The organism is Pseudoxanthomonas sp. F37, from assembly GCF_022965755.1.
Classification (GTDB): domain Bacteria; phylum Pseudomonadota; class Gammaproteobacteria; order Xanthomonadales; family Xanthomonadaceae; genus Pseudoxanthomonas_A.
This window is the reverse complement of record NZ_CP095187.1, coordinates 1,324,406-1,343,500: the sequence shown is the minus strand read 5'-3', so window position 1 is coordinate 1,343,500 and position 19,095 is coordinate 1,324,406. Positions and strand designations below refer to the sequence as shown.

General features: G+C 68.9%; 15 protein-coding genes, 1 tRNA gene and 1 pseudogene. 11 read left to right on the top strand and 6 right to left on the bottom strand.

The genetic code is table 11. The features are described from left to right. The 4 genes and pseudogenes from MUU77_RS06170 to MUU77_RS06155 form a co-directional block, all read left to right on the top strand. Nucleotides 1-852 (top strand): DUF692 domain-containing protein, encoded by an 852-nt coding sequence (locus MUU77_RS06170; protein WP_245092809.1) that lies wholly within the window; start codon nucleotides 1-3, stop codon nucleotides 850-852. After that, nucleotides 845-1,597, top strand: coding sequence for a putative DNA-binding domain-containing protein (locus MUU77_RS06165; protein ID WP_245092806.1), 753 nt, complete (start codon nucleotides 845-847; stop codon nucleotides 1,595-1,597). Before MUU77_RS06170 ends, MUU77_RS06165 begins: the two co-directional genes overlap by 8 nt. Nucleotides 1,598-1,740: 143 nt before the next feature. Continuing rightward, nucleotides 1,741-2,370 carry a ribonuclease T gene (gene rnt, locus MUU77_RS06160; RefSeq protein WP_245092803.1) on the top strand — a complete coding sequence of 210 codons (630 nt, stop codon included), beginning with the start codon at nucleotides 1,741-1,743 and terminating at the stop codon, nucleotides 2,368-2,370. 20 nt (nucleotides 2,371-2,390) lie between these two features. After that, nucleotides 2,391-2,777, top strand: a pseudogene (locus MUU77_RS06155) (O-acetyl-ADP-ribose deacetylase); the annotation flags it as partial. A gap of 108 nt (nucleotides 2,778-2,885) precedes the next feature. Here the strand turns inward: MUU77_RS06155 and rhtA are convergent. Beyond that, a complete protein-coding gene (gene rhtA, locus MUU77_RS06150; protein WP_245092800.1) occupies nucleotides 2,886-3,776 on the bottom strand; it encodes a threonine/homoserine exporter RhtA in 891 nt (296 codons plus the stop codon). A 106-nt stretch (nucleotides 3,777-3,882) separates the two neighbouring features. Here rhtA and MUU77_RS06145 point away from each other — a divergent pair, with 106 nt between their 5' ends. Continuing rightward, nucleotides 3,883-4,422, top strand: a complete 540-nt coding sequence (locus MUU77_RS06145; RefSeq protein WP_245092797.1) for an XRE family transcriptional regulator — start codon at nucleotides 3,883-3,885, stop codon at nucleotides 4,420-4,422. Between the two features lie 12 nt (nucleotides 4,423-4,434). Here the strand turns inward: MUU77_RS06145 and MUU77_RS06140 are convergent, their stop codons facing one another. The 4 genes from MUU77_RS06140 to rnr form a co-directional block, all read right to left on the bottom strand. Beyond that, nucleotides 4,435-5,625: a P1 family peptidase gene (locus MUU77_RS06140; RefSeq protein WP_245092795.1), complete on the bottom strand. Its 1,191-nt coding sequence runs from the start codon at nucleotides 5,623-5,625 to the stop codon at nucleotides 4,435-4,437. Nucleotides 5,626-5,635: 10 nt separating this feature from the next. Continuing rightward, nucleotides 5,636-6,379, bottom strand: a complete 744-nt coding sequence (rlmB, locus tag MUU77_RS06135; RefSeq protein ID WP_245092793.1) for a 23S rRNA (guanosine(2251)-2'-O)-methyltransferase RlmB — start codon at nucleotides 6,377-6,379, stop codon at nucleotides 5,636-5,638. Nucleotides 6,380-6,430: 51 nt separating this feature from the next. Further along, nucleotides 6,431-6,904, bottom strand: a complete 474-nt coding sequence (locus MUU77_RS06130) for a GFA family protein (protein WP_245092790.1) — start codon at nucleotides 6,902-6,904, stop codon at nucleotides 6,431-6,433. Nucleotides 6,905-7,768: 864 nt separating this feature from the next. After that, nucleotides 7,769-10,084 (bottom strand): ribonuclease R, encoded by a 2,316-nt coding sequence (gene rnr, locus MUU77_RS06125; protein WP_245094274.1) that lies wholly within the window; start codon nucleotides 10,082-10,084, stop codon nucleotides 7,769-7,771. 219 nt (nucleotides 10,085-10,303) lie between these two features. Between rnr and MUU77_RS06120 the strand changes: the two genes are divergently transcribed. From MUU77_RS06120 to MUU77_RS06105, 4 genes are all read left to right on the top strand, one after another. Then, nucleotides 10,304-10,388, top strand: a tRNA-Leu gene (locus tag MUU77_RS06120). A 130-nt stretch (nucleotides 10,389-10,518) separates the two neighbouring features. Further along, nucleotides 10,519-12,339, top strand: coding sequence for an SLC13 family permease (locus MUU77_RS06115; protein ID WP_245092788.1), 1,821 nt, complete (start codon nucleotides 10,519-10,521; stop codon nucleotides 12,337-12,339). 56 nt (nucleotides 12,340-12,395) lie between these two features. Continuing rightward, on the top strand, nucleotides 12,396-14,639 hold the full coding sequence (parC, locus tag MUU77_RS06110) for a DNA topoisomerase IV subunit A (RefSeq protein ID WP_245092785.1): 2,244 nt from the start codon (nucleotides 12,396-12,398) through the stop codon (nucleotides 14,637-14,639). Nucleotides 14,640-14,796: 157 nt separating this feature from the next. Next, the gene (locus MUU77_RS06105) at nucleotides 14,797-15,459 is read left to right on the top strand and encodes a thiopurine S-methyltransferase (protein ID WP_245092783.1); all 663 of its coding nucleotides are present in this window, start codon (nucleotides 14,797-14,799) and stop codon (nucleotides 15,457-15,459) included. Nucleotides 15,460-15,595: 136 nt separating this feature from the next. On the opposite strand, the gene bfr is transcribed toward MUU77_RS06105, so the two are convergent. After that, complete coding sequence (gene bfr, locus MUU77_RS06100; protein ID WP_245092781.1) at nucleotides 15,596-16,081, bottom strand: bacterioferritin; 486 nt, start codon at nucleotides 16,079-16,081, stop codon at nucleotides 15,596-15,598. Nucleotides 16,082-16,238: 157 nt separating this feature from the next. On the opposite strand from bfr, the gene MUU77_RS06095 reads away from it, so the two are divergent. Further along, complete coding sequence (locus MUU77_RS06095; protein WP_245092778.1) at nucleotides 16,239-18,620, top strand: penicillin acylase family protein; 2,382 nt, start codon at nucleotides 16,239-16,241, stop codon at nucleotides 18,618-18,620. Further along, entirely contained in the window at nucleotides 18,617-19,093 is a 477-nt protein-coding gene (locus MUU77_RS06090; RefSeq protein WP_245092776.1) for a hypothetical protein, read from the top strand. Before MUU77_RS06095 ends, MUU77_RS06090 begins: the two co-directional genes overlap by 4 nt. Nucleotides 19,094-19,095 lie beyond the last annotated feature (2 nt).

Below are 19,095 nucleotides of genomic sequence, written 5' to 3'. Positions count from 1 at the left end.
ATGACCACACGCCTTCCCTCCGCGTCCGCAGGCCTGGGCCTGCGGCGCGCCCTGCTCGACGACCTGCGGGAAGCACCCGCGGGCGCGTTCGACTTCCTCGAGTGCGCGCCGGACAACTGGATCGGGGTCGGTGGCCGTCTCGGGGAAGCCCTGCACGCGCTTTCGTCGCGGCACCCGCTGACCTGCCACGGACTGTCGCTGTCGCTGGGCGGCATGGCGCCCCTGGACGACACCTTCCTGGCCCGCACGCGCCGCTTCCTCGACCGGCACGAGGTCGTGCTCTACAGCGAGCACCTGAGCTACTGCGCCGACGACGGCCAGCTGTACGACCTGATGCCGATCCCGTTCACCGAGGAGGCCGTGCACCATGTCGCCGCACGCATCCGCCAGGCGCAGGATGCGCTGGGTCGGCGCATCGCGGTGGAGAACGTCTCCTACTACGCGGCTCCCTTCCAGGCGATGGCGGAAGCGGACTTCATCGCCGCGGTGCTGGAAGAGGCCGACTGCGACCTGCTGCTGGACGTCAACAATGTCTTCGTCAACGCCGTCAACCACGGCTACGACGCACGCGATTTCCTGGCCCGCATGCCGTCCACGCGCATCGCCTCCTACCACGTGGCCGGCCATTACGACGAGGCCGACGACCTGAAGGTGGACACGCACGGCGCGCCGGTCAAGGACGACGTGTGGTCGCTGCTGGCGCTGGCCTACCAACGGCACGGCGTGCGCCCCACCCTGCTGGAACGCGACTTCAACTTCCCGCCGCTGGCCGAGTTGGCCGGGGAAGTGCAGCGGATCCGCGACCTGCAAGCCATGCATGCCGGCACGGCGACGCGCTCGAACCATGGCTGACACTCTGCGCGAGCAGCAGTTCGCACTGTCGCGCCATCTGCGCGATCCGTCGTCGCATCCGCCACCGCCCGGCATCGAGGAACGTCGGCTGGCGATCTACCGCGATCTGTTCTTCAACAACATCGAGGGCCTGCTGGCGGGCAATTTCCCGGTGATCCGCAGGACCCTGGGCGAGGATGCATGGCGCCGCCTCGTGCGCGGCTTCTACGCCCGGCATCGCAGCCAGACCCCGCTGTTTCCCGAGATCGCGCGCGAGTTCATCCGTTTCCTGGAAACCCGCACCGGTGGCGACGACCCGCCGTGGCTGCGCGAACTGGCGCATTACGAGTGGGTGGAACTGGCGCTGCAGATCGCCGACGACAGCCTGCCGTCGCACGATCCCCAGGGCGATCTGCTCGCAGGGGTTCCCGTGATGTCGCCGTTCGCGTGGGCCTTGGCGTACCAGTGGCCGGTGCATCGCATCGGTCCGGACTTCCAGCCCGACGCGCCGCCGGACGAACCCACCCTGCTGCTGGTGCGCCGCGATGCCGGCCACCAGGTGCGCTTTGCGGCGATCTCGCCGCTGGTCTATCGCCTGCTCGAACTGCTCGGCGAAGGGCGGCACACCGGCGTGGAAGCGCTCCGCCAGCTGTGCGACGAAGCGGGGGTCGACCAGGTGCCCGCCTTCATCGAACAGGGCACCGCCATGCTGGTGCGCATGCGGCAGGAAGGCACCTTGTTGGGCACGGTCCCGGCGGCACCGTAGGCGCGCCCTCGGGCGCGATGCTCCTGCCATGGGAGCGATCGGAATCAACGGCATCGCGCCCGAGGGCGCTCCCGCAACAAGCCTGACGTGCGGTTGGGTATCCAGCAAAGGAAGCCCTGCCGACCTCTGCTACCCTTCCGCGCATGGAGAACGCCGCCGAATCTGTCCGCACCACCCCCATGGCCCGCCGCTTCCGCGGCTACCTGCCCGTCGTGGTGGACGTGGAGACCGGCGGCTTCGACTGGAACCGCCATGCCCTGCTCGAACTGGCCGCCGTGCCGCTGGATCTGGACGAGAACGGCCTGCTGGTGATGGGCGCCACCTCCAGCGTGCACCTGCACCCGGCGCCCGGCACCGAGATCGACCCCAAGTCGCTGGAGGTCACCGGGATAGACCTGGACCATCCGTTCCGCTTCGCCAAGCACGAGAAAGAGGCGCTGGACCACGTGTTCGCACCGGTGCGCGCGGCGGTGAAGAAGCACGGCTGCCAGCGGGCGATCCTGGTGGGCCACAACGCGCACTTCGACCTGAACTTCCTCAATGCGGCGGTGGCGCGGGTCGGCCACAAGCGCAATCCGTTCCATCCCTTCAGCGTGTTCGACACGGTGACGCTGGCCGGCGTGGCCTATGGCCAGACCGTACTGGCGCGGGCCGTCGCCGCCGCCGGGTTCGACTGGAACGCCGAAGACGCGCACTCCGCCGTCTACGATGCCGAGCAGACCGCGCGCCTGTTCTGCACCATCGCCAATGCCTGGCCCAGGCCGCTCGGCTGAAGCCTCACCCAGGCGATGCCATGCCACTGACCGCGATCCAGGCCGACATCGTCACGCTGCGGGTCGATGCCATCGTCAATGCCGCCAACAGTTCCCTGCTGGGCGGCGGCGGGGTGGATGGCGCCATCCATCGCGCTGCAGGACCGGATCTGGTCGCCGAGTGCCGCCTGCTGGGCGGCTGCCGCACCGGTGAAGCGAAGATCACCCGCGGTTACCGGCTTCCCGCGCGCCACGTCATCCACACCGTCGGGCCGGTCTGGCGCGGCGGCGAAGCGGGCGAGCCTGCGCTGCTGGACGCCTGCTACCGCAACAGTCTGGCGCTGGCGGCGCGGCATGGCGTACTCAGCCTCGCCTTTCCCTGCATCAGTACCGGCATCTACGGCTATCCCGCCGACATGGCCGCGCGTGGCGGTGGACAGCGTGCGTACGGCCATGGCCGCGGCCACGCTGCCGTCGAGCGTGGTCTTCTGCTGCTACTCCCAGGAAGACCTGGCGCTCTATCGCGCCCTGCTCGCCTAGCCTTCGCCGCTGCCCGCCGAATCCACCGGCGGGCGCGCCGTCATCGCAGCGCCCGCCGACGCGACGATGATCGCGCCGATCGCCAGCCACTGCAGCACGGTGAGGCGCTCGTGCAGGAACAGCAGGCCGCACAACGCGCCGATGGCCGGCTCCAGGCTCATCAGCATGCCGAAGGTGCGCGTGGGCAGTTTCGTCAACGCCACCATTTCCAGGCTGTAGGGCAACGCCGTGGACAGCAGCGCCACGCCCAAGGCGATGGGCAGCAGCACGGGCGAGAGCAGCGCGGTGCCCGCATGCACGACACCGAACGGCACCGCGACCACCGCGGCGATGCAGGTGCCCAAGGCGACGGTCTGCGGGCCGTGGTCGTTGCCGGCCTTCTGCCCGAACACGATGTACGACGCCCAGCACGCACCCGCGCCCAGCGCATAGGCCGCACCGGCGGGATCCAGGGCCTGCGCACCCTGCTCGGGCACCAGCAGCACCAGCCCCAGCACGGCCAGCGCGACCCAGACCACGTCGCGCAGGTGGCGCGAGCCGAACAGCGCCACGGCCAAGGGACCGGTGAACTCCAGCGCAATGGCGATGCCCAGCGGCACCGTTTCCAGTGCCTTGTAGAACATCAGGTTCATCAGGCCCAACGAGACGCCGTACGCCAGCAGCGCGGGCCACTGGTGGCGCCCCACGCGCATGCGCCAGGGCCGGAATACCGCTGCCAGCAACAGGGTCGCCAGGCTCAGGCGCAGGGCGGTGGCGCCGGTCGCGCCGACGGCGGGAAACAGATGCTTGGCCAGCGCGGCGCCGGACTGGATGGACACCATCGCCACCAGCAGCAGGGCGATGGGCTGCCACGGCGAGGCGGCCTGCGGACGGGATAGGGAATGCATGGGGGCCTGCACGCGGGGGAGCGTGCGCTTGTGGGGACGGGGACTGCGCACTATATTGCGCAACTGGAAGCATAGCCGTGAGCAATATAGTGCGCAACCCCTGCCCATGAGCGTACTGGAACACGTCGCCGAGAATGTCCGCCGGTTGCGGACAGGGGCTGGCCTCAGCCAGCAGGCCCTTGCCGAGGCGGCCGACGTCAGCCGGCGGATGCTGGTCGGCATCGAATCCGGCGACGCCAATGTCAGCCTGAACACCCTGGACCGGATCGCCGAGGCCTTGCGGGTGAGCTTCGCCGATCTGGTGAAGCCGCCGGGCGCGCCGGGCCTGGACCGTATCGAAGCACTCGCCTGGAGCGGCCGCGTGCGGGGGTCGCAGGGCGTGCTGCTCGCCACCGCACCTGCGGCGCACGACGTGGAACTGTGGGCCTGGACGCTGATGCCGGGCGACCGCTACACCTCGGCGGCGGACCCGGCCGGCTGGCACGAGATGTTCTTCGTCATCGAAGGCAGCCTGGTGATCGAACTGCCGGGCCGCGAACACGTCGTCGCAGCCGGCGACTTCTTCGTATTTCCCAGCGACTGCGACTACGCCTACCGCAACGACGGCGACACGCCGTTGCGCTTCGTCCGCAACGTCGTGCACTGAGCGGGGTGCGCACTACTTCGCCGGTGCGATACCGTGCCGGCGCAGGACATCGCGCACGCGATCCAGCGGAATCGCTTCGACCGTCTGGCCGTTGCCGCTGACGGTGGTCGCCATGAAGATGGAGTTGTAGATCGCTTCCTCGACGGCTTCCACGCTGGCCTGGAACACCGCGCTCATCTGCTCGTTGGCCAGTTCCGAGGTGTCCAGCTTCGGCGCATCGAACCCGCGACGGACCGAGTCCGCGGTGGAGAACGCGAGCACGTAGTCGCCGCTGCCGTTGGACGCCGAACTGCCGGTGCGCCCCAGACCCATCATCGCGCGCGAGGCGACGCGGCGCAGGTTGCGGTCGCCCAGCGGCGCATCGGTGGCGATGACGATGATGATCGAGCCGTCGCCACGGTCGTCGGCAAGGCCACGCCGGCCCTGCGCCTGCAATGCGACCGCCTGCTGGAACGCGTAGCGGTCCAGCGCGCGCCCCACCGGCGCACCGGCCACCTGCAGCACGCCACCGAAATTGCTCTGCACCAGCACGCCGACGGTCCATCCACCCAGCGATGCGGGCAGCCTGCGCGAGGAAGTGCCCATGCCGCCCTTCCAGCCGAACGCCACGGTGCCGGTGCCGGCGCCCACGCTGCCCTCCTGCACCGGCCCTGCACTGGCCGTATCCAGCGCACGGCGCACCGCCTCGGCCGTGACCGGGCGCGCGCGGATGTCGTTGAGTCCGCCATCGTTGGTCTCGCCGACCACCACGTTGAGCGAACGCACCTGCTGCATGTCCGGACGCTCCAGCATCCAGGCCGCCATCGCGTCGGCGGCCTTCCACACGCACAGCGTGCAGGTCAGCAGGATGGGCGTTTCCAGTTCACCCAGTTCGTTCACCTGGGTGCTGCCGATGAATTTGCCGAAGCCGTTGCCGACATGCACCGCGGCAGGCACGCGCGAGCGGTAGGCATTGCCGGGATGCGGCAGGATGGCGGTGACGCCGGTGCGCACGCTGTCGCCCTCCACCAGCGTCACCTGCCCCACGCGCACGCCGGCCACGTCGGTGATGGCGTTGTGGGTGCCGGTGGCGAAAATGCCCGGCGCCACGCCCAGGTCGCGAGCACGCGCGCGGGGCGCGTCCTGCGCGAACGTGCCGGCGGAAACGACGGCGAGCAGCAACGCCGCCAGCCGGATCGGAAAACGGTGCGGCGTTGCGGGCATGCGGATTCCCTTATTGGCGTTGGCGGACGGCTTCGAACAGGGTGACGCCGGCGGCGACCGACACGTTGAGGCTCTCGATGTCGCCGGGCATGGGGATCTTCACCAGGCCATCGCAATGCTCGCGCGTCAGCCGGCGCAGGCCGTCGGCTTCGCCACCCAGCACCAGCGCGACGTTGCCGCGCAGGTCGAGCGAATAAAGCGACGCCTCGGCTTCACCCGCCAGGCCGTAGATCCAGACGCCCAACTGTTGCAGGTCGCGCAGGCAGCGCGACAGGTTGGTGACCTGCACCACCGGGATGCGGTCGGCCGCACCGGCCGAGGTCTTGCGCACGGTGGCATTGACGCCCACCGACTTGTCCTTGGGGATGACCACCGCGGTGACGCCGGCACCGGCGGCGCTGCGCAGGCAGGCGCCCAGGTTGTGCGGGTCCTGCACGCCGTCCAGCACCAGCAGCAGCGCCTTGCCCTCGGCGGCTTCCACCAGGCCCTGCAGTTCGCCCTCGTCCCAGGTCCTGGCGGCGGCATAGCGGGCGGCGACGCCCTGGTGGCGCAACGAGCCGGCCACGCCGTCCAGCGCCTGCCCGGTGACGCGGCGCACGTCGATGCCCTTGCGGCGCGCGTTTTCTTCTATCTCGGTCAGGCGCGCGTTCTTGCTGCCGCCCTCGACCAGCACCTCGCGCACGTTGTCGGCGTCGTTCTCGATGGCCGAGGCCACCGCGTTGACGCCGACGATCCACTGGTTCTGCTTGCTCATGCGCTGTGCGGCCGCGTTGGGAAGGCCGGCATTATCGCATCGACCGCCCGCTCAGCGCGGCGGCCAGGCCGGCGTGTCGTGGTCCGGATGCTGGAAAGAGACCACGTCGGCAAGGAATGCGGCCGCGGCCTGGTCCTCCTCGGTGCGCCGCTGCGGCAGTGCCGCCAGGTCGTCCACGTAGGGCAGCTTGCCTTCCACGCCGTACTGCACCCACGGCGCCAGGGGGTGGGGATCATCGAACGCGCCCGCCGCCACCGCCACGCCATCCGGAGCTTCGTAGGTGAGCGGGGTGCCGCATTCGCCGCAGAAGCCACGCTGCACCACATTGGACGAGCGGAACCGCTTCGGCTCCCCGCGTGTCCATTCCAGCCGCGCCCCGCGCGTCGATACCAGCGGCGCGTAGTAGGCACCGAACGCTTTCTGGCACATGCGGCAATGACAGATGGAAGCGTCCTTCAACTCGCCGGTGATACGGAAGCGGATGGCGCCGCATTGGCATCCGCCGGTGTGGATCTGGGTGGGCATGGGGAGATCATCCTGGAAGAGGCTACGCCGTGCTGTGGGGCCGTGAGGGACTGCGGCCGTCGGCAAAGTCCGTTCGTCACCAGGCGGCAAGTCCGTTCGTCATCCCGGCGCACGCCGGGATCCATCGTGATCCTGCTGTCGCCTTGGATATCAGGACAAGAAGCAGGATCAAACTGGGTCCCAGCGTACGCTGGGACGACGGCGTGGTCGATCGGTACTTCCACTTTTCCAGCTTCTTCCGCCTGGCCGGCTGTCCACGCGGCGGCGGGGCGGCAGACCCTGGTCCTGCTTGTCCTCGACCCGTCGGCCGGCCCGTTCGTCATCCCGGCGTATGCCGGGATCCATCTTGATCTTGCCGTTGCCTTGGATATCGGGACAAGAAGCAGCATCAAACTGGGTCCCAGCGTGCGCTGGGACGACGGCGTGGTTGATCTGTACTTCCGCTTTTTCCGCTTGGCCGGCTGGCCATGCGGCGGCGGCGGCGGGCCCTGGTCCTGCGCGTCCTCGACCCGTCGGCAGGTCCGTTCGTCATCCCGGCGTAAGCCGGGATCCATCTTGATCCTGCTGTTGCCTTGGATATCAGAACAAGAAGCAAAATCAAAATGGGTCCCAGCGTGCGCTGGGACGACGGCGTAGGTCAGTACTTCCGCTTCTTCCGCCTGGCCGGCGGGCCACGCGGTGGCGGCGGCAGCGGCGGCAGCGGCGGCAGGCCCTGGTCGTGCGTGCCCTCGACCCGTCGGCAAGTCCGTTCGTCATCCCGGCGTACGCCGGGATCCATCTTGATCTTGCTGTTGCCTTGGATATCGGGACAAGAAGCAGGATCAAACTGGGTCCCAGCGTGCGCTGGGACGACGGCGTGGTTGATCAGTACTTCCGCTTCTTCCGCTTGGCCGGCTGGCCACGCGGTGGCGGCGGCGGCAGGCCCTGGTCCTGCTTGTCCTCGACCAGGCGGAAGTCGATCTTGCGTTCCTCCAGGCTGGCCTTCAGCACGATGATGCGCACCCGGTCGCCCAGCCGGAACGACATGCCGCGTCGCTCGCCCGAGAGCGTCTTGCGGAGCGGGTCGAAGTGGTAATAGTCGTGCGGCAGCTGGGTCACGTGGACCAGCCCGTTGACCTTGGACTGGTCCAGTTCCACGAACAGGCCGAAGCTGGTGACGCCGCTGATCACGCCGTCGAACTGGCCGCCGACATGCTGCTCCATCCATGCCGCGCGGAAGCGCTCGTCGACTTCGCGCTCGGCCTCGTCGGCGCGGCGCTCGCGCTCGGAGCACTGCAGCGCCAGCGCGGCCATGTCGCGCGGCGCGTACAGGAAGGCATCGGGCTTTTTCTTCGTCAGCCCGTGCTTGATCGCGCGGTGCACCAGCAGGTCGGGATACCGGCGGATCGGCGAAGTGAAATGCGCATACGCCTCCAGCGCCAGGCCGAAGTGGCCGACATTGTCGGGCGAATACACCGCCAGGCTCTGGCTGCGCAGCAGCACCGACTCCAGCAGCGCCGCGTCGGGCCGCTCGCGCACTTTCTTGAGCAGGTGGGTGAAGTCCTTCGGCTGCACCTTGCCCCACGACGGCATCGACAGCTTGAATTCCTTGAGGAATTCCAGCAGGTCCATGTACTTGGTCTCCGGCGGCTTCTCGTGGATGCGGTACGGCGCTGGGATGTACGCCTTCAACAGGAAACGGGCCGCTTCCACATTGGCGGCGATCATGCACTCCTCGATCAGCTTGTGCGCATCGTTGCGCACCAGCATGCCGGCCTGGGTGACCTCGCCGCGGTTGTCCAGCACGAAGCGGACCTCCGAACTCTCGAACTCGATGGCGCCGCGTTGCGTGCGCGCCTTCGCCAGCACGTGGTAGAGCTGGTACAGGCGCTCGACATGCGGCAGCACCGGGGCGATCTGTGCGCGGGTTTCCTCGTCGTTCTCGCCCACCGCCTTCCACACCTGGGTATAGGTCAGGCGCGCGTGCGAGTTCATCACCGCTTCGTAGAACTTCGAGCCGGTCACCTCGCCGTCGCGGTTGACCTGCATGTCGCAGACGAAGGTCATGCGATCGACCCTGGGATTCAGCGAGCAGATGCCGTTGGACAGCGTCTCCGGCAGCATCGGCACCACATAGCCGGGGAAATAGACCGAGGTCGCGCGCTTCTGCGCCTCGTCGTCCAGCGGCGTCCCCGGGCGGACGTAGTGCGACACGTCGGCGATGGCGACGATCAGGCGGAAGCCATCGCGCGTGGGTTCGCAGTAGACCGCGTCGTCGAAGTCCTTGGCGTCCTCGCCATCGATGGTGACCAGCGCCGTGGACCGCAGGTCGACGCGGTCGCCGACCATCGCCGGCTCGACCACCAGCGGCACCGCCGTGGCCTCGTCCAGCACCTCCTGCGGGAATTCGTGCGGCAGGTTGTGTCCATGGATCGCGGCTTCCACCACCAGCGACGGCGTCAGGCTGTCGCCCAGCACCGCGATCACCTTGCCGATGGGCGGGCGCCGCGCATCCGGCGCCTGGGTCAGCTCGACCACCACCAGCTGGCCGTCGCGCGCGCCGCCGATGGCGTCCTGCGGGATCTGCACGTTGCGCTGGATGCGCTTGTCGTCCGGGGCCACGTAGGCGATGCCCACCTCGAAGCCGAAACGGCCGATCAGCCGGGTCACCCCGCGCTCCAGCACGCGCGCGATGCTGCCTTCGCGGCGGCCGCGCCGGTCGATGCCGGTGACGTTGGCCAGCGCACGGTCGCCGTGCATGACCTTGCGCATCTCGTAGGGCGGCAGGAACAGGTCGTCGCCCCCGCCGGTGTCGGGCCGCAGGAAACCGAAGCCGTCCGGGTTGGCGATCACCGTGCCGGCGATCAGCGCGGTGTGCTGCACCGGTGCGAAACCGCCGCGCCGGTTCTGCACCAGCTGCCCGTCGCGGACCATCGCGCCCAGGCGCTTGGACAGGGCTTCGAAGCGGTCGGGGGCCTCCAGGCCCAGCGGGCCGGCAATCTCCTCGGCCGTCTGCGGCCCCTCCGCGGCTTCCAGGAAGCCCAGGATGGCCTCGCGGCTGGCGATGGGCTGTTCGTAGCGCCGCGCTTCGCGCTGCGCGTGGGGATCGACGAACCGTCCCGCCGTGCGCGCGGGCGCGGTGCGGCGTGTGGCCGGGGCCGCAGGCTTGGCCCCGCCACCGCCCGCCGGGAGGTCGGGCATCCAGGGGGGCAGGCTCTTGCCGGCCTTGGCGGGCTTGCCCGATCGCGGGCCGGCACCCTTCGTGTGCGTCGTGCTTCCCTTGCCGGCGCCGCTCTTGCCGCCGTTCCGTGTGTTTTTCTTGGTCATGCGTCGATGGTACACCCCGGCTGAACAACGCCATGCGAAAACACCCGTTGACATTCCCCCGCCCGGTCCTCAAAATGCGCGCCTCGCTTACCTGCCCAGGTGGCGGAATTGGTAGACGCACTAGTTTCAGGTACTAGCGGGTAAAACCGTGGAGGTTCGAGTCCTCTCCTGGGCACCACGCATCACGAAGACCCTCGCGCAAGCGGGGGTTTTTCGTTTCCGGCAGCCGGACGCCTCACACGCGCATGCCGGAAACCCAAGTAGGCTGATGGCCGGCCGTCAGGCGGCACTTTTCCCCCGGGGCACGCATGGAGTTCCAACAGATCCTCTTCCTGGTCATCCTGGCGGTCACGCTGGGACTGTTCATCAGCGAGAAGCTGCGCATCGACCTGGTCGCGCTGCTGGCCCTGCTGGCACTGACCCTGAGCGGGATCCTGGGACCGAAGGAGGCGCTGGCGGGCTTCGCCAGCGAGCCGGCCATCATCGTGGCCGCGGTGTTCGTGCTGTCGGCCGGCCTGTCGGCCACCGGCATCACCGACCGTATCGGCGCCGGCATCGGCCGGGCGGCGGGCGGCAGCGAGTGGCGCACCATCGCCGTGGTCATGCCGGCCACGGCGGCGCTGGCGGCGTTCTCGCACCACGTGATGGTCACGGCGATGATGCTGCCCATCCTGATGCGCATCGCGCGCGAGCAGAAGCTGGCCGCGTCGCGCCTGCTGATGCCCATGTCGCTGGCCGCATCGCTGGGCACCACGCTGACGCTGTTCAGCGCGCCGGCGTTCCTGCTCTCCAACGACCTGATCAAGCGCGCCGGCCTGCCCGCACTGGACATCTTCGCCATCAGCCCCATCGGCATCGCGCTGGTGCTGCTGGGCACGGTGTATATGCTGCTGGCGCGCTGGCTGGTGCCCAAGCGCGACGGGGAAACACCGCAGGGCGATTACCTGAAGCTGGACCGCTACTACACCGAACTGCTGGTGGAAGCGGATTCGCCTTGGGTCGGCAAGACCCGCGGCGACTTCTCCGGCGCCTTCAAGGACCGCCTGCAGGTGGTCGACTGGCTGCGCCACGGCATGCGTCGCCGCAACCAGCACCCCGACAGCCCGCTGGCCGCCGGCGATGTGCTGCTGGTGCGCGCCTCGCCCGATGAGATCGCCTCCATCCGCGACGAGCCAGGCCTGGCCCTGCACGCCGTGGCCAAGTACGGCGACACGCCCGGCGAACGCCCCACGTCCGAAGCGCTGGGCGACGAGCAACTGGTGCAGGCGGTCGTGGCGCCCCATTCCGAATTCGTCGGCCGCAGCGTGGCCGACATCGACTTCCTGCGCAATCTCGGCGTGGTGGTGGTGGGACTGTGGCGCCGCGAGGGCTGGCTGCACGGCGAACTGTCCGAGACCGTGCTGCAGGAAGGCGACCTGCTGGTGCTGTGGGGCCAGCAGCAGAACCTGGAGCCGCTGGCGACCCACCACGGCTTCCTGATGCTGATGCCGTTCGGCGGCCGGGAGAAGCCGCGCCGGCGCGCGCCGGTGGCGCTGCTGATCATGGCGGCCGCCGTGGCCGCCGCGGCCACCGAAACGCTGGCGCCGCACATCGCCTTCCTGGCCGGCGCGGTGGCGATGGTGCTGACCCGCTGCGTGGACATCGAGCGCGCCTACCAGGAAATCGACGTGCGCATCTTCGTGATGATCGGCGGGGTGATCCCGCTGGGCATCGCCATGGAGAAGACCGGCACCGCCGCGCTGGTGGCGGACCTGCTGCTGAACCACGCCGCGCACTGGTCGCCGCTGGTGCTGCTGCTGGTGATGTTCGGCACGGCGGCGTTGCTGACCCAGATCCTGTCCGACGCCGCCACCACGGTGCTGCTGGCCCCCATCGCGCTGGCCCTGGCGACGGGCCTGGGCCTGGATCCGGTGCCGTTCGTGGTGTGCACCGCGATGGGCGCGGTGGCCTCGTTCCTGACCCCCATCGGCCACCATGGCAACCTGCTGATCCTCAATCCCGGCCGCTACACCTTCGGCGATTTCCTCCGCGTGGGGGCACCGCTCACCCTGGCCATCGCCCTCACCACCGCCTGGCTGGCGCGCTGGCTGTGGCTGGACGGGCCGCTGCTGCCGGGTATCGGCGGCTGAGACGGGGCGGCGGGTAGAATGGCCGGGTTTTCCGACCCGCAGACCGCACGCCCGCAATGACCGAAACGATCCGCCCCACCTTCCACGGCTTCGAGCAGATCCCGCTGCGCGAGTACGCCGAGCGCGCCTACCTCGACTACTCGATGTACGTGGTGCTGGACCGCGCCCTGCCCTTCATCGGCGACGGGCTGAAGCCGGTGCAGCGGCGCATCGTCTATTCGATGAGCGAGCTGGGCCTGAACGCCGGCGCCAAGCCGAAGAAGTCCGCACGCACCGTGGGCGACGTGATCGGCAAGTACCATCCGCACGGCGACAGCGCCTGCTACGAAGCGCTGGTGCTGATGGCGCAGCCGTTCTCGTACCGCTACCCGCTGATCGAGGGCCAGGGCAACTTCGGTTCGCCGGACGATCCTAAGTCGTTCGCCGCCATGCGCTACACCGAGTCCAAGCTCACGCCCATCGCCGAGGTGCTGCTGGGCGAACTGGGCCAGGGCACGGTGGACTGGACGCCCAACTTCGACGGCACGCTGGAGGAACCCACCTGGCTGCCGGCACGCCTGCCGCACCTGCTGCTCAACGGCACCACCGGCATCGCCGTCGGCATGGCCACCGACGTACCCCCGCACAACCTCAACGAGATCGTCAGCGCCTGCATCCGCCTGATCGACGACCCGGACGCGACCGTGGCCGACCTGTGCGAACACGTGCGCGGCCCGGACTACCCCACCAGGGCGGAGATCATCACCGCGGCGTCCGACCTGCGCACCCTGTACGAGAACGGCACCGGCAGCGTGCGCGCACGCGCCGTGTGGCGCAAGGACAACGCCAACATCGTCATCGATGCCCTGCCCTACCAGGTGTCGCCGTCGAAGGTGATCGAGCAGATCGCGGCGCAGATGCGGGCCAAGAAGCTGCCCTGGCTGGAAGACATCCGCGACGAATCCGACCATGCCAACCCGGTGCGCGTGGTGCTGATCCCGCGCTCCAGCCGCGTGGACGCGGAGCAGCTGATGGGCCACCTGTTCGCCACCACCGACCTGGAGAAGAGCTACCGGGTCAACCTGAACATCATCGGGCTGGACGGCCGGCCGCAGGTCAAGAACCTGAAGATGCTGCTGACCGAATGGCTGGCGTTCCGCAGCGATACGGTGACGCGCCGCCTCAAACACCGGCTGGAAAAGGTCGAGCGTCGCCTGCACCTGTTGGAAGGCCTGCTGGTCGCGTTCCTCAACCTGGATGAAGTCATCCGCATCATCCGCACCGAGGACGAACCCAAGGCCGCGCTGATCGCGCGCTTCGCGCTGAGCGAGGAACAGGCCGACTACATCCTGGACACCAAGCTGAAGCAGCTCGCCCGCCTGGAGGAAATGAAGATCCGCGGCGAGCAGGACGAACTGCAGGCCGAGCGCGAGAAGATCGCCGCCATCCTGGACTCCAAGCCCAAGCTGAAGAAGCTGATCAAGGACGAACTGACGGCGGACGCGAAGAAATTCGGCGACGCGCGCCTGTCGCCGCTGGTGCAGCGCGATGCCGCGCAGGCACTGGACGAAACCGAACTGGTCGCCAGCGAGCCGATGACGGTGGTGCTGTCGGAGAAGGGCTGGATCCGCGCCGCCAAGGGCCACGACGTGGATGCCGCCACGCTGTCCTACCGCGACGGCGACAGTCTGCTGGCGGCGGTACGCTCGCGCAGCACGCAACAGGTGGCCTTCCTGGATTCGGAAGGCCGCAGCTACTCCACCGCCGTGCACACGCTGCCCTCTGCGCGCGGCAACGGCGAGCCGCTGACCGGCCGCTTCTCGCCGGCGGCGGGCGCGTCGTTCCGGGCACTGGCCAGCGGCGACAACGACAGCCGCTTCGTGCTGGCGTCCTCGCACGGCTATGGCTTCGTCACCCGCTTCGAAAACCTCACCGGACGCCAGAAGGCGGGCAAGGCGATGCTCAACCTGACCCCGGGCGCGGGCGTGCTGCAGCCCGCACAGGTGGCCAACGTCGGGACCGACCGCATCGTCGCCGTGACCAGCGCGGGCCACCTGCTGGCATTCCCGGTCAGCGAACTGCCCGAACTGGACAAGGGCAAGGGCAACAAGCTGATCGAAATCCCGAAGGCCAAGCTGGGCACCGAGCGCGTGGTCGCCATCGCCGCCGTCGCGCCGGGCAGCACGCTGCTGGTGAAGAGCGGGCAGCGCACGATGAGCCTGTCGTTCAAGGACCTGGACGAGTATGTCGGCGCGCGGGCGACGCGGGGCGGGTTGTTGCCGCGGGGGTGGCAGAAGGTCGACGGGCTGGACGTCCAGTAGTTCACCGCATGGGCGCGCTCGCCACCGCCGCCAACCATGGTTTCAGGGGGCGCTGCGGAAAGTCGACCGGGGGTGCAGTCGCCCGGCCCGGTCGTGAAAGTACCCCGGCAACATCCAGGCACGTTTCGATCTACGGACACCGACGAGGACCGCGACAATGGACGCCGATTTCTGGTTGCAACGCTGGCAGGAAGGGCAGATCGGCTTCCATCGCGGCGACGTGATGCCGCTGCTGGAAAAGCACTGGCCCTCGCTGCAGCTGCCGGCGGGCAGCCGCGTGCTGGTACCGCTGTGCGGGAAATCGCTCGACATGCACTGGCTGGCCGCGCAGGGCCATCGGGTGCTGGGCGTGGAGCTGTCGCCGCTGGCCGTGACGCAGTTCTTCGATGAGGCAGGCCTGGCGCCCGTGCGCACGACCAGCCGCTACGGCGAGCACTTCAGCGCCGGTCCTGTGGAGATCATCCTGGGCGATGCATTCGGGCTGGATCCGGCGTTGCTCGCGGAGGTGGCCGGGGTCTACGACCGCGCGGCGCTGATCGCGCTGCCCCCGGACCTGCGCCTGCGCTATCGCGACACGGTCTATGCATCGCTCCCGGCCGGATGCCAGGGACTGCTCATCACGCTGGAGTATCCGCAGGCCGAGAAGGCCGGTCCGCCCTTCTCGGTGGAACAGGCGGAAGTGGACGCATTGTTCGCGGCACCGTGGCGCCACAGCCTGCTGGAACGGCGCGACATCCTCGACCAGGAGCCGCGCTTCCGCGAGGAAGGCCTGAGTGCGCTGGACACTGCCGTGTACCACCTGACGAAGGGACATCTGTAGGAGCGGGCCATGCCCGCGATGCTCTTGCGTTGCCGGCGTCAACAGCATCGCGCTCATGGGGCGCTCCTACGGCCAGCGCGGCATCTTGCGCAACGGCCAGGAAATACGGGGCTGATGCCGAGCGCCAGACCCGCGGTTACGTGGCGGCCGGTTCGCCGTCGAGCTTGGACGTCAGGTACAGCTCGATGCCCAGGCGCCTGATCAGCCCCAGCTGCTGTTCCAGCCAGTGCGCGTGGTCTTCCTCGGTGTCCTTCAGCTGGGCCAGCAGGATCTCGCGGCTGACGTAGTCGCCGTGCTGCTCGCACAGGGCCACACCCTTGGCCAGGTGCGCGCGCACCGCGTACTCGACCTCCAGGTCGCGCTGCAGCATCTCCTCGACGGTCCTGCCCGGCGTGAAGGCTTCCGGGCGCATGTCCGGGTCGCCTTCCAGGAACAGGATGCGGCGCAGCAGCGCGTCGGCGTGCTGGGTCTCTTCCTGCATCTCGTGGTCGATGCGGTGGAACAGCGCCTTCAGGCCCTGGTCCTCGTAACGGCGCGAATGGATGAAGTACTGGTCGCGCGCGGCCAGCTCGCCGCGCAGCAGGAACTTGAGGTAGTCGACGACGTCCGGGTGGCCTTTCATGGGGGGTACGGCTCCTGTAGCGAGGCGCACAGGATGCCCCATCCGGCCGGCTGGCGGCCGAATCGGAATCAGTCGCGTTCGTCGTCGCGCCGCGGCATGGACCGTCATCGCTTCCGTGGAATAATCGCCCCGCCCGCCCCTAGCCTCAGGACCCGCAATGCTGAAGTGGACCCGGCGCATCGCGCTGCTGCTGTTGGCCCTGATCGTATCGGTGCTCCTGATCGCATGGTGGATGCTGCGGGGAAGCCTGGCGCAGCTGGAGGGCGAGTCGGGCCTGGCGGGGCTGTCGGCACCCGTCAGCGTGCAACGCGATGCCCTGGGCGTGGTGACCATCGATGCGGCCAGCGAATCCGACGCCGTCCGCGCACTGGGCTACGTGCACGCGCAGGAGCGCTATTTCGAGATGGACCTGATGCGCCGCAGCTCGGCGGGCGAGCTGGCGGCGCTGTTCGGCCCCATCGCCGTGGGCCTGGACAAGGAACGCCGCGTCCACCGTATCCGCGCGCGCGTGTCGGCCAACCTGGACGCGTTCGCGGGCGGCCGCATGCCGCAGCTGCAGGCCTATGCCGACGGCGTCAACGCCGGTCTCGGCGACCTGCGCACCAGGCCTTGGCCCTACCTGTTGCTGCGGCAGGAACCGCGCCCATGGGAAGTGCTGGACTCGGCGCTCACCGGCTACGCCATGTATTTCGACCTGCAGGATGCGCAGAACGTGCGCGAGCTGGGCCTGTGGCAGATCCGCCGGCATGTGCCGCAGGACCTGTACGCGCTGCTCGCTCACGACGGGACCGAATGGGACGCGCCGCTGTTCGGCGAACCGCGCGGCAACGCCGTGCTGCCGGATGCCGGCCAGGTCGACCTGCGTACGCTGCCGATGCCCAGGACCGATTCCCACCAGCGCCTGGCCGACAAGGGCACGCCCGGCAGCAACAACTGGGCCATCGCCGGTGCGCTGACCGCCGATGGCCGCGCCATCGTCGCCGACGACATGCACCTGGGACTGCGCGCGCCGGGCATCTGGTTCCGCGTGCGCCTGCGCTATCCCGACCCGCATGCGCCGGGCGGCAAGGTCGATGTCTCCGGTTTCAGCCTGCCGGGCTTGCCCGCGATCATTGTCGGCAGCAACGGACGCGTCGCCTGGGGCTTCACCAACAGCTACGCGGACACGGCGGACTGGTACCCGGTGGTCCCGTGCGGAGGCGGCGCCCACCCGGGCTGCGAGCCCGTCACCCGCCATGCCGAAACCATCCAGGTGGCCGGTGGCGAAGACGTGCCGTTCGAGGTGCTGGATACCCGGCATGGCCCGATCGTCCATCCCGCGGAAGGGGACCGTCCTGCACTGGCGCTGCGCTGGGTCGCGCAATTGCCGGGCGCACTGAACTTCGGTCTGTCCGACCTGGCGCGGGCCGGCGACCTGTCCGCCGCCCTCGCCGTGGCCCAGCGCACCGCCACGCCGGCGCAGAACCTGGTCGTGGCCGACCGCAATGGCCGCATCGCGTGGCGCATCCTCGGCCCGCTGCCTTCGCGCGCGGGTGCGTGCGCGCATGCGCTCGACCGGAGTGCGGCCACGCCGTCCCACGACGACGCGGCGCCCTCCTGCACGCCCTGGGACCTGTCCTATCAGCTCTCGCCCGTGCTGACGTCGCCGGAAAACCACCGCCTCTGGACCGCCAACGCGCGCGTGATCGAGGGCGACGCGCTGGCGCGCGTCGGCGACGGCGGCTATGCGCTGGGCGCGCGCGCCAGGCAGATCCGCGATGGCCTGATGGCGAAGGACCGTTTCACCGAAAAGGACCTGCTGGCGATCCAGCTGGATGATCGCGCGCTGTTCCTGGAACGCTGGTGGACGCTGCTGCAGGCCGAGGCCACGAGGGCGCCGGCGGACTCCGCCATGAAAGCCCTCGCCGACGCCGGCAAGAGGTGGGAGGGCACCGCGGACATCGATTCGGTCAGCTACCGCCTGGTGCGCGCCTGGCGCCTGGCCGTGCACGCGCGCATCGCCGACGGTCTGACCGCACCCGCGCAGGCGGCGCTGGGCGAGGACTTCGTCATGCCCGACCTGCCGCAGCTGGAGGGCGTGGTGTGGCCGCTGCTCGAACAACGCCCGGCCCACCTGCTCTCGCGCCGCTACCCGAGCTGGGACGCGCTGCTGGAAGATGCGGCGAAGGAAGTGCGCGACGACCTGGCCGCACAGGGGCCGCTGGCCGAGCGCCGCTGGGGCGAGCGCAATACGGCCAGGATCTGCCACCCGCTGGCCGACGCCCTGCCTGCCTTCCTGAAGCCCCGGCTCTGCATGCCGGGCGAAGCGCTCGCCGGCGACGGCGCCATGCCCCGCGTGCAGGGCCCGGCCTTCGGCGCGTCCGAGCGCATGGTGGTATCGCCCGGTCACGAGGCCGACGGCATCATCCACATGCCCGGTGGCCAGAGCGGCCACCCGATGTCGCCGTTCTGGGGCGCCGGCCATGACGACTGGGTGCATGGCAGGCCGACACCGTTCCTGCCCGGCGACGCGATCCATACCCTCACGCTGCGGCCATGACGACGTCCCTCTCCCCATTGGCTCCACCGAGCCCCATGGAAGGCTTGCGTGAACAGTTGGTGCGCGCAGCGCTGGCCTGGGAGCGAGCATTCGGAAATGCACCCCAAATCACAACCGTTCTGTCCGAGTATGACGCGGCTCGCTTAGTCGGCTGCTCTACAGCCTCCTATTCCTGCGGCATGCAAGGAACAACCGCAGTTCAAAAGGGCCATGACTTCATCTTCGATGGCGCTCGTTACCAGGTCAAAGGTAATCGTCCTAGCGGTAAGCGTGGCAGCCTGGTCACTTGGGTCCCAAAGGCCACAAACTATGACTGGGACTATCTGATCTGGATGCTTTACGACTCTCAGTATCGGATCCAGGAGGCTTGGCAATGGGACGTTTCAGCCTACAAGGATGCCTTCGACAGCATCAAACGGTTATCGCCAAACCATCTTCGTCTTGGCAAGCAACTGGTGAACACTGCCATCTGACA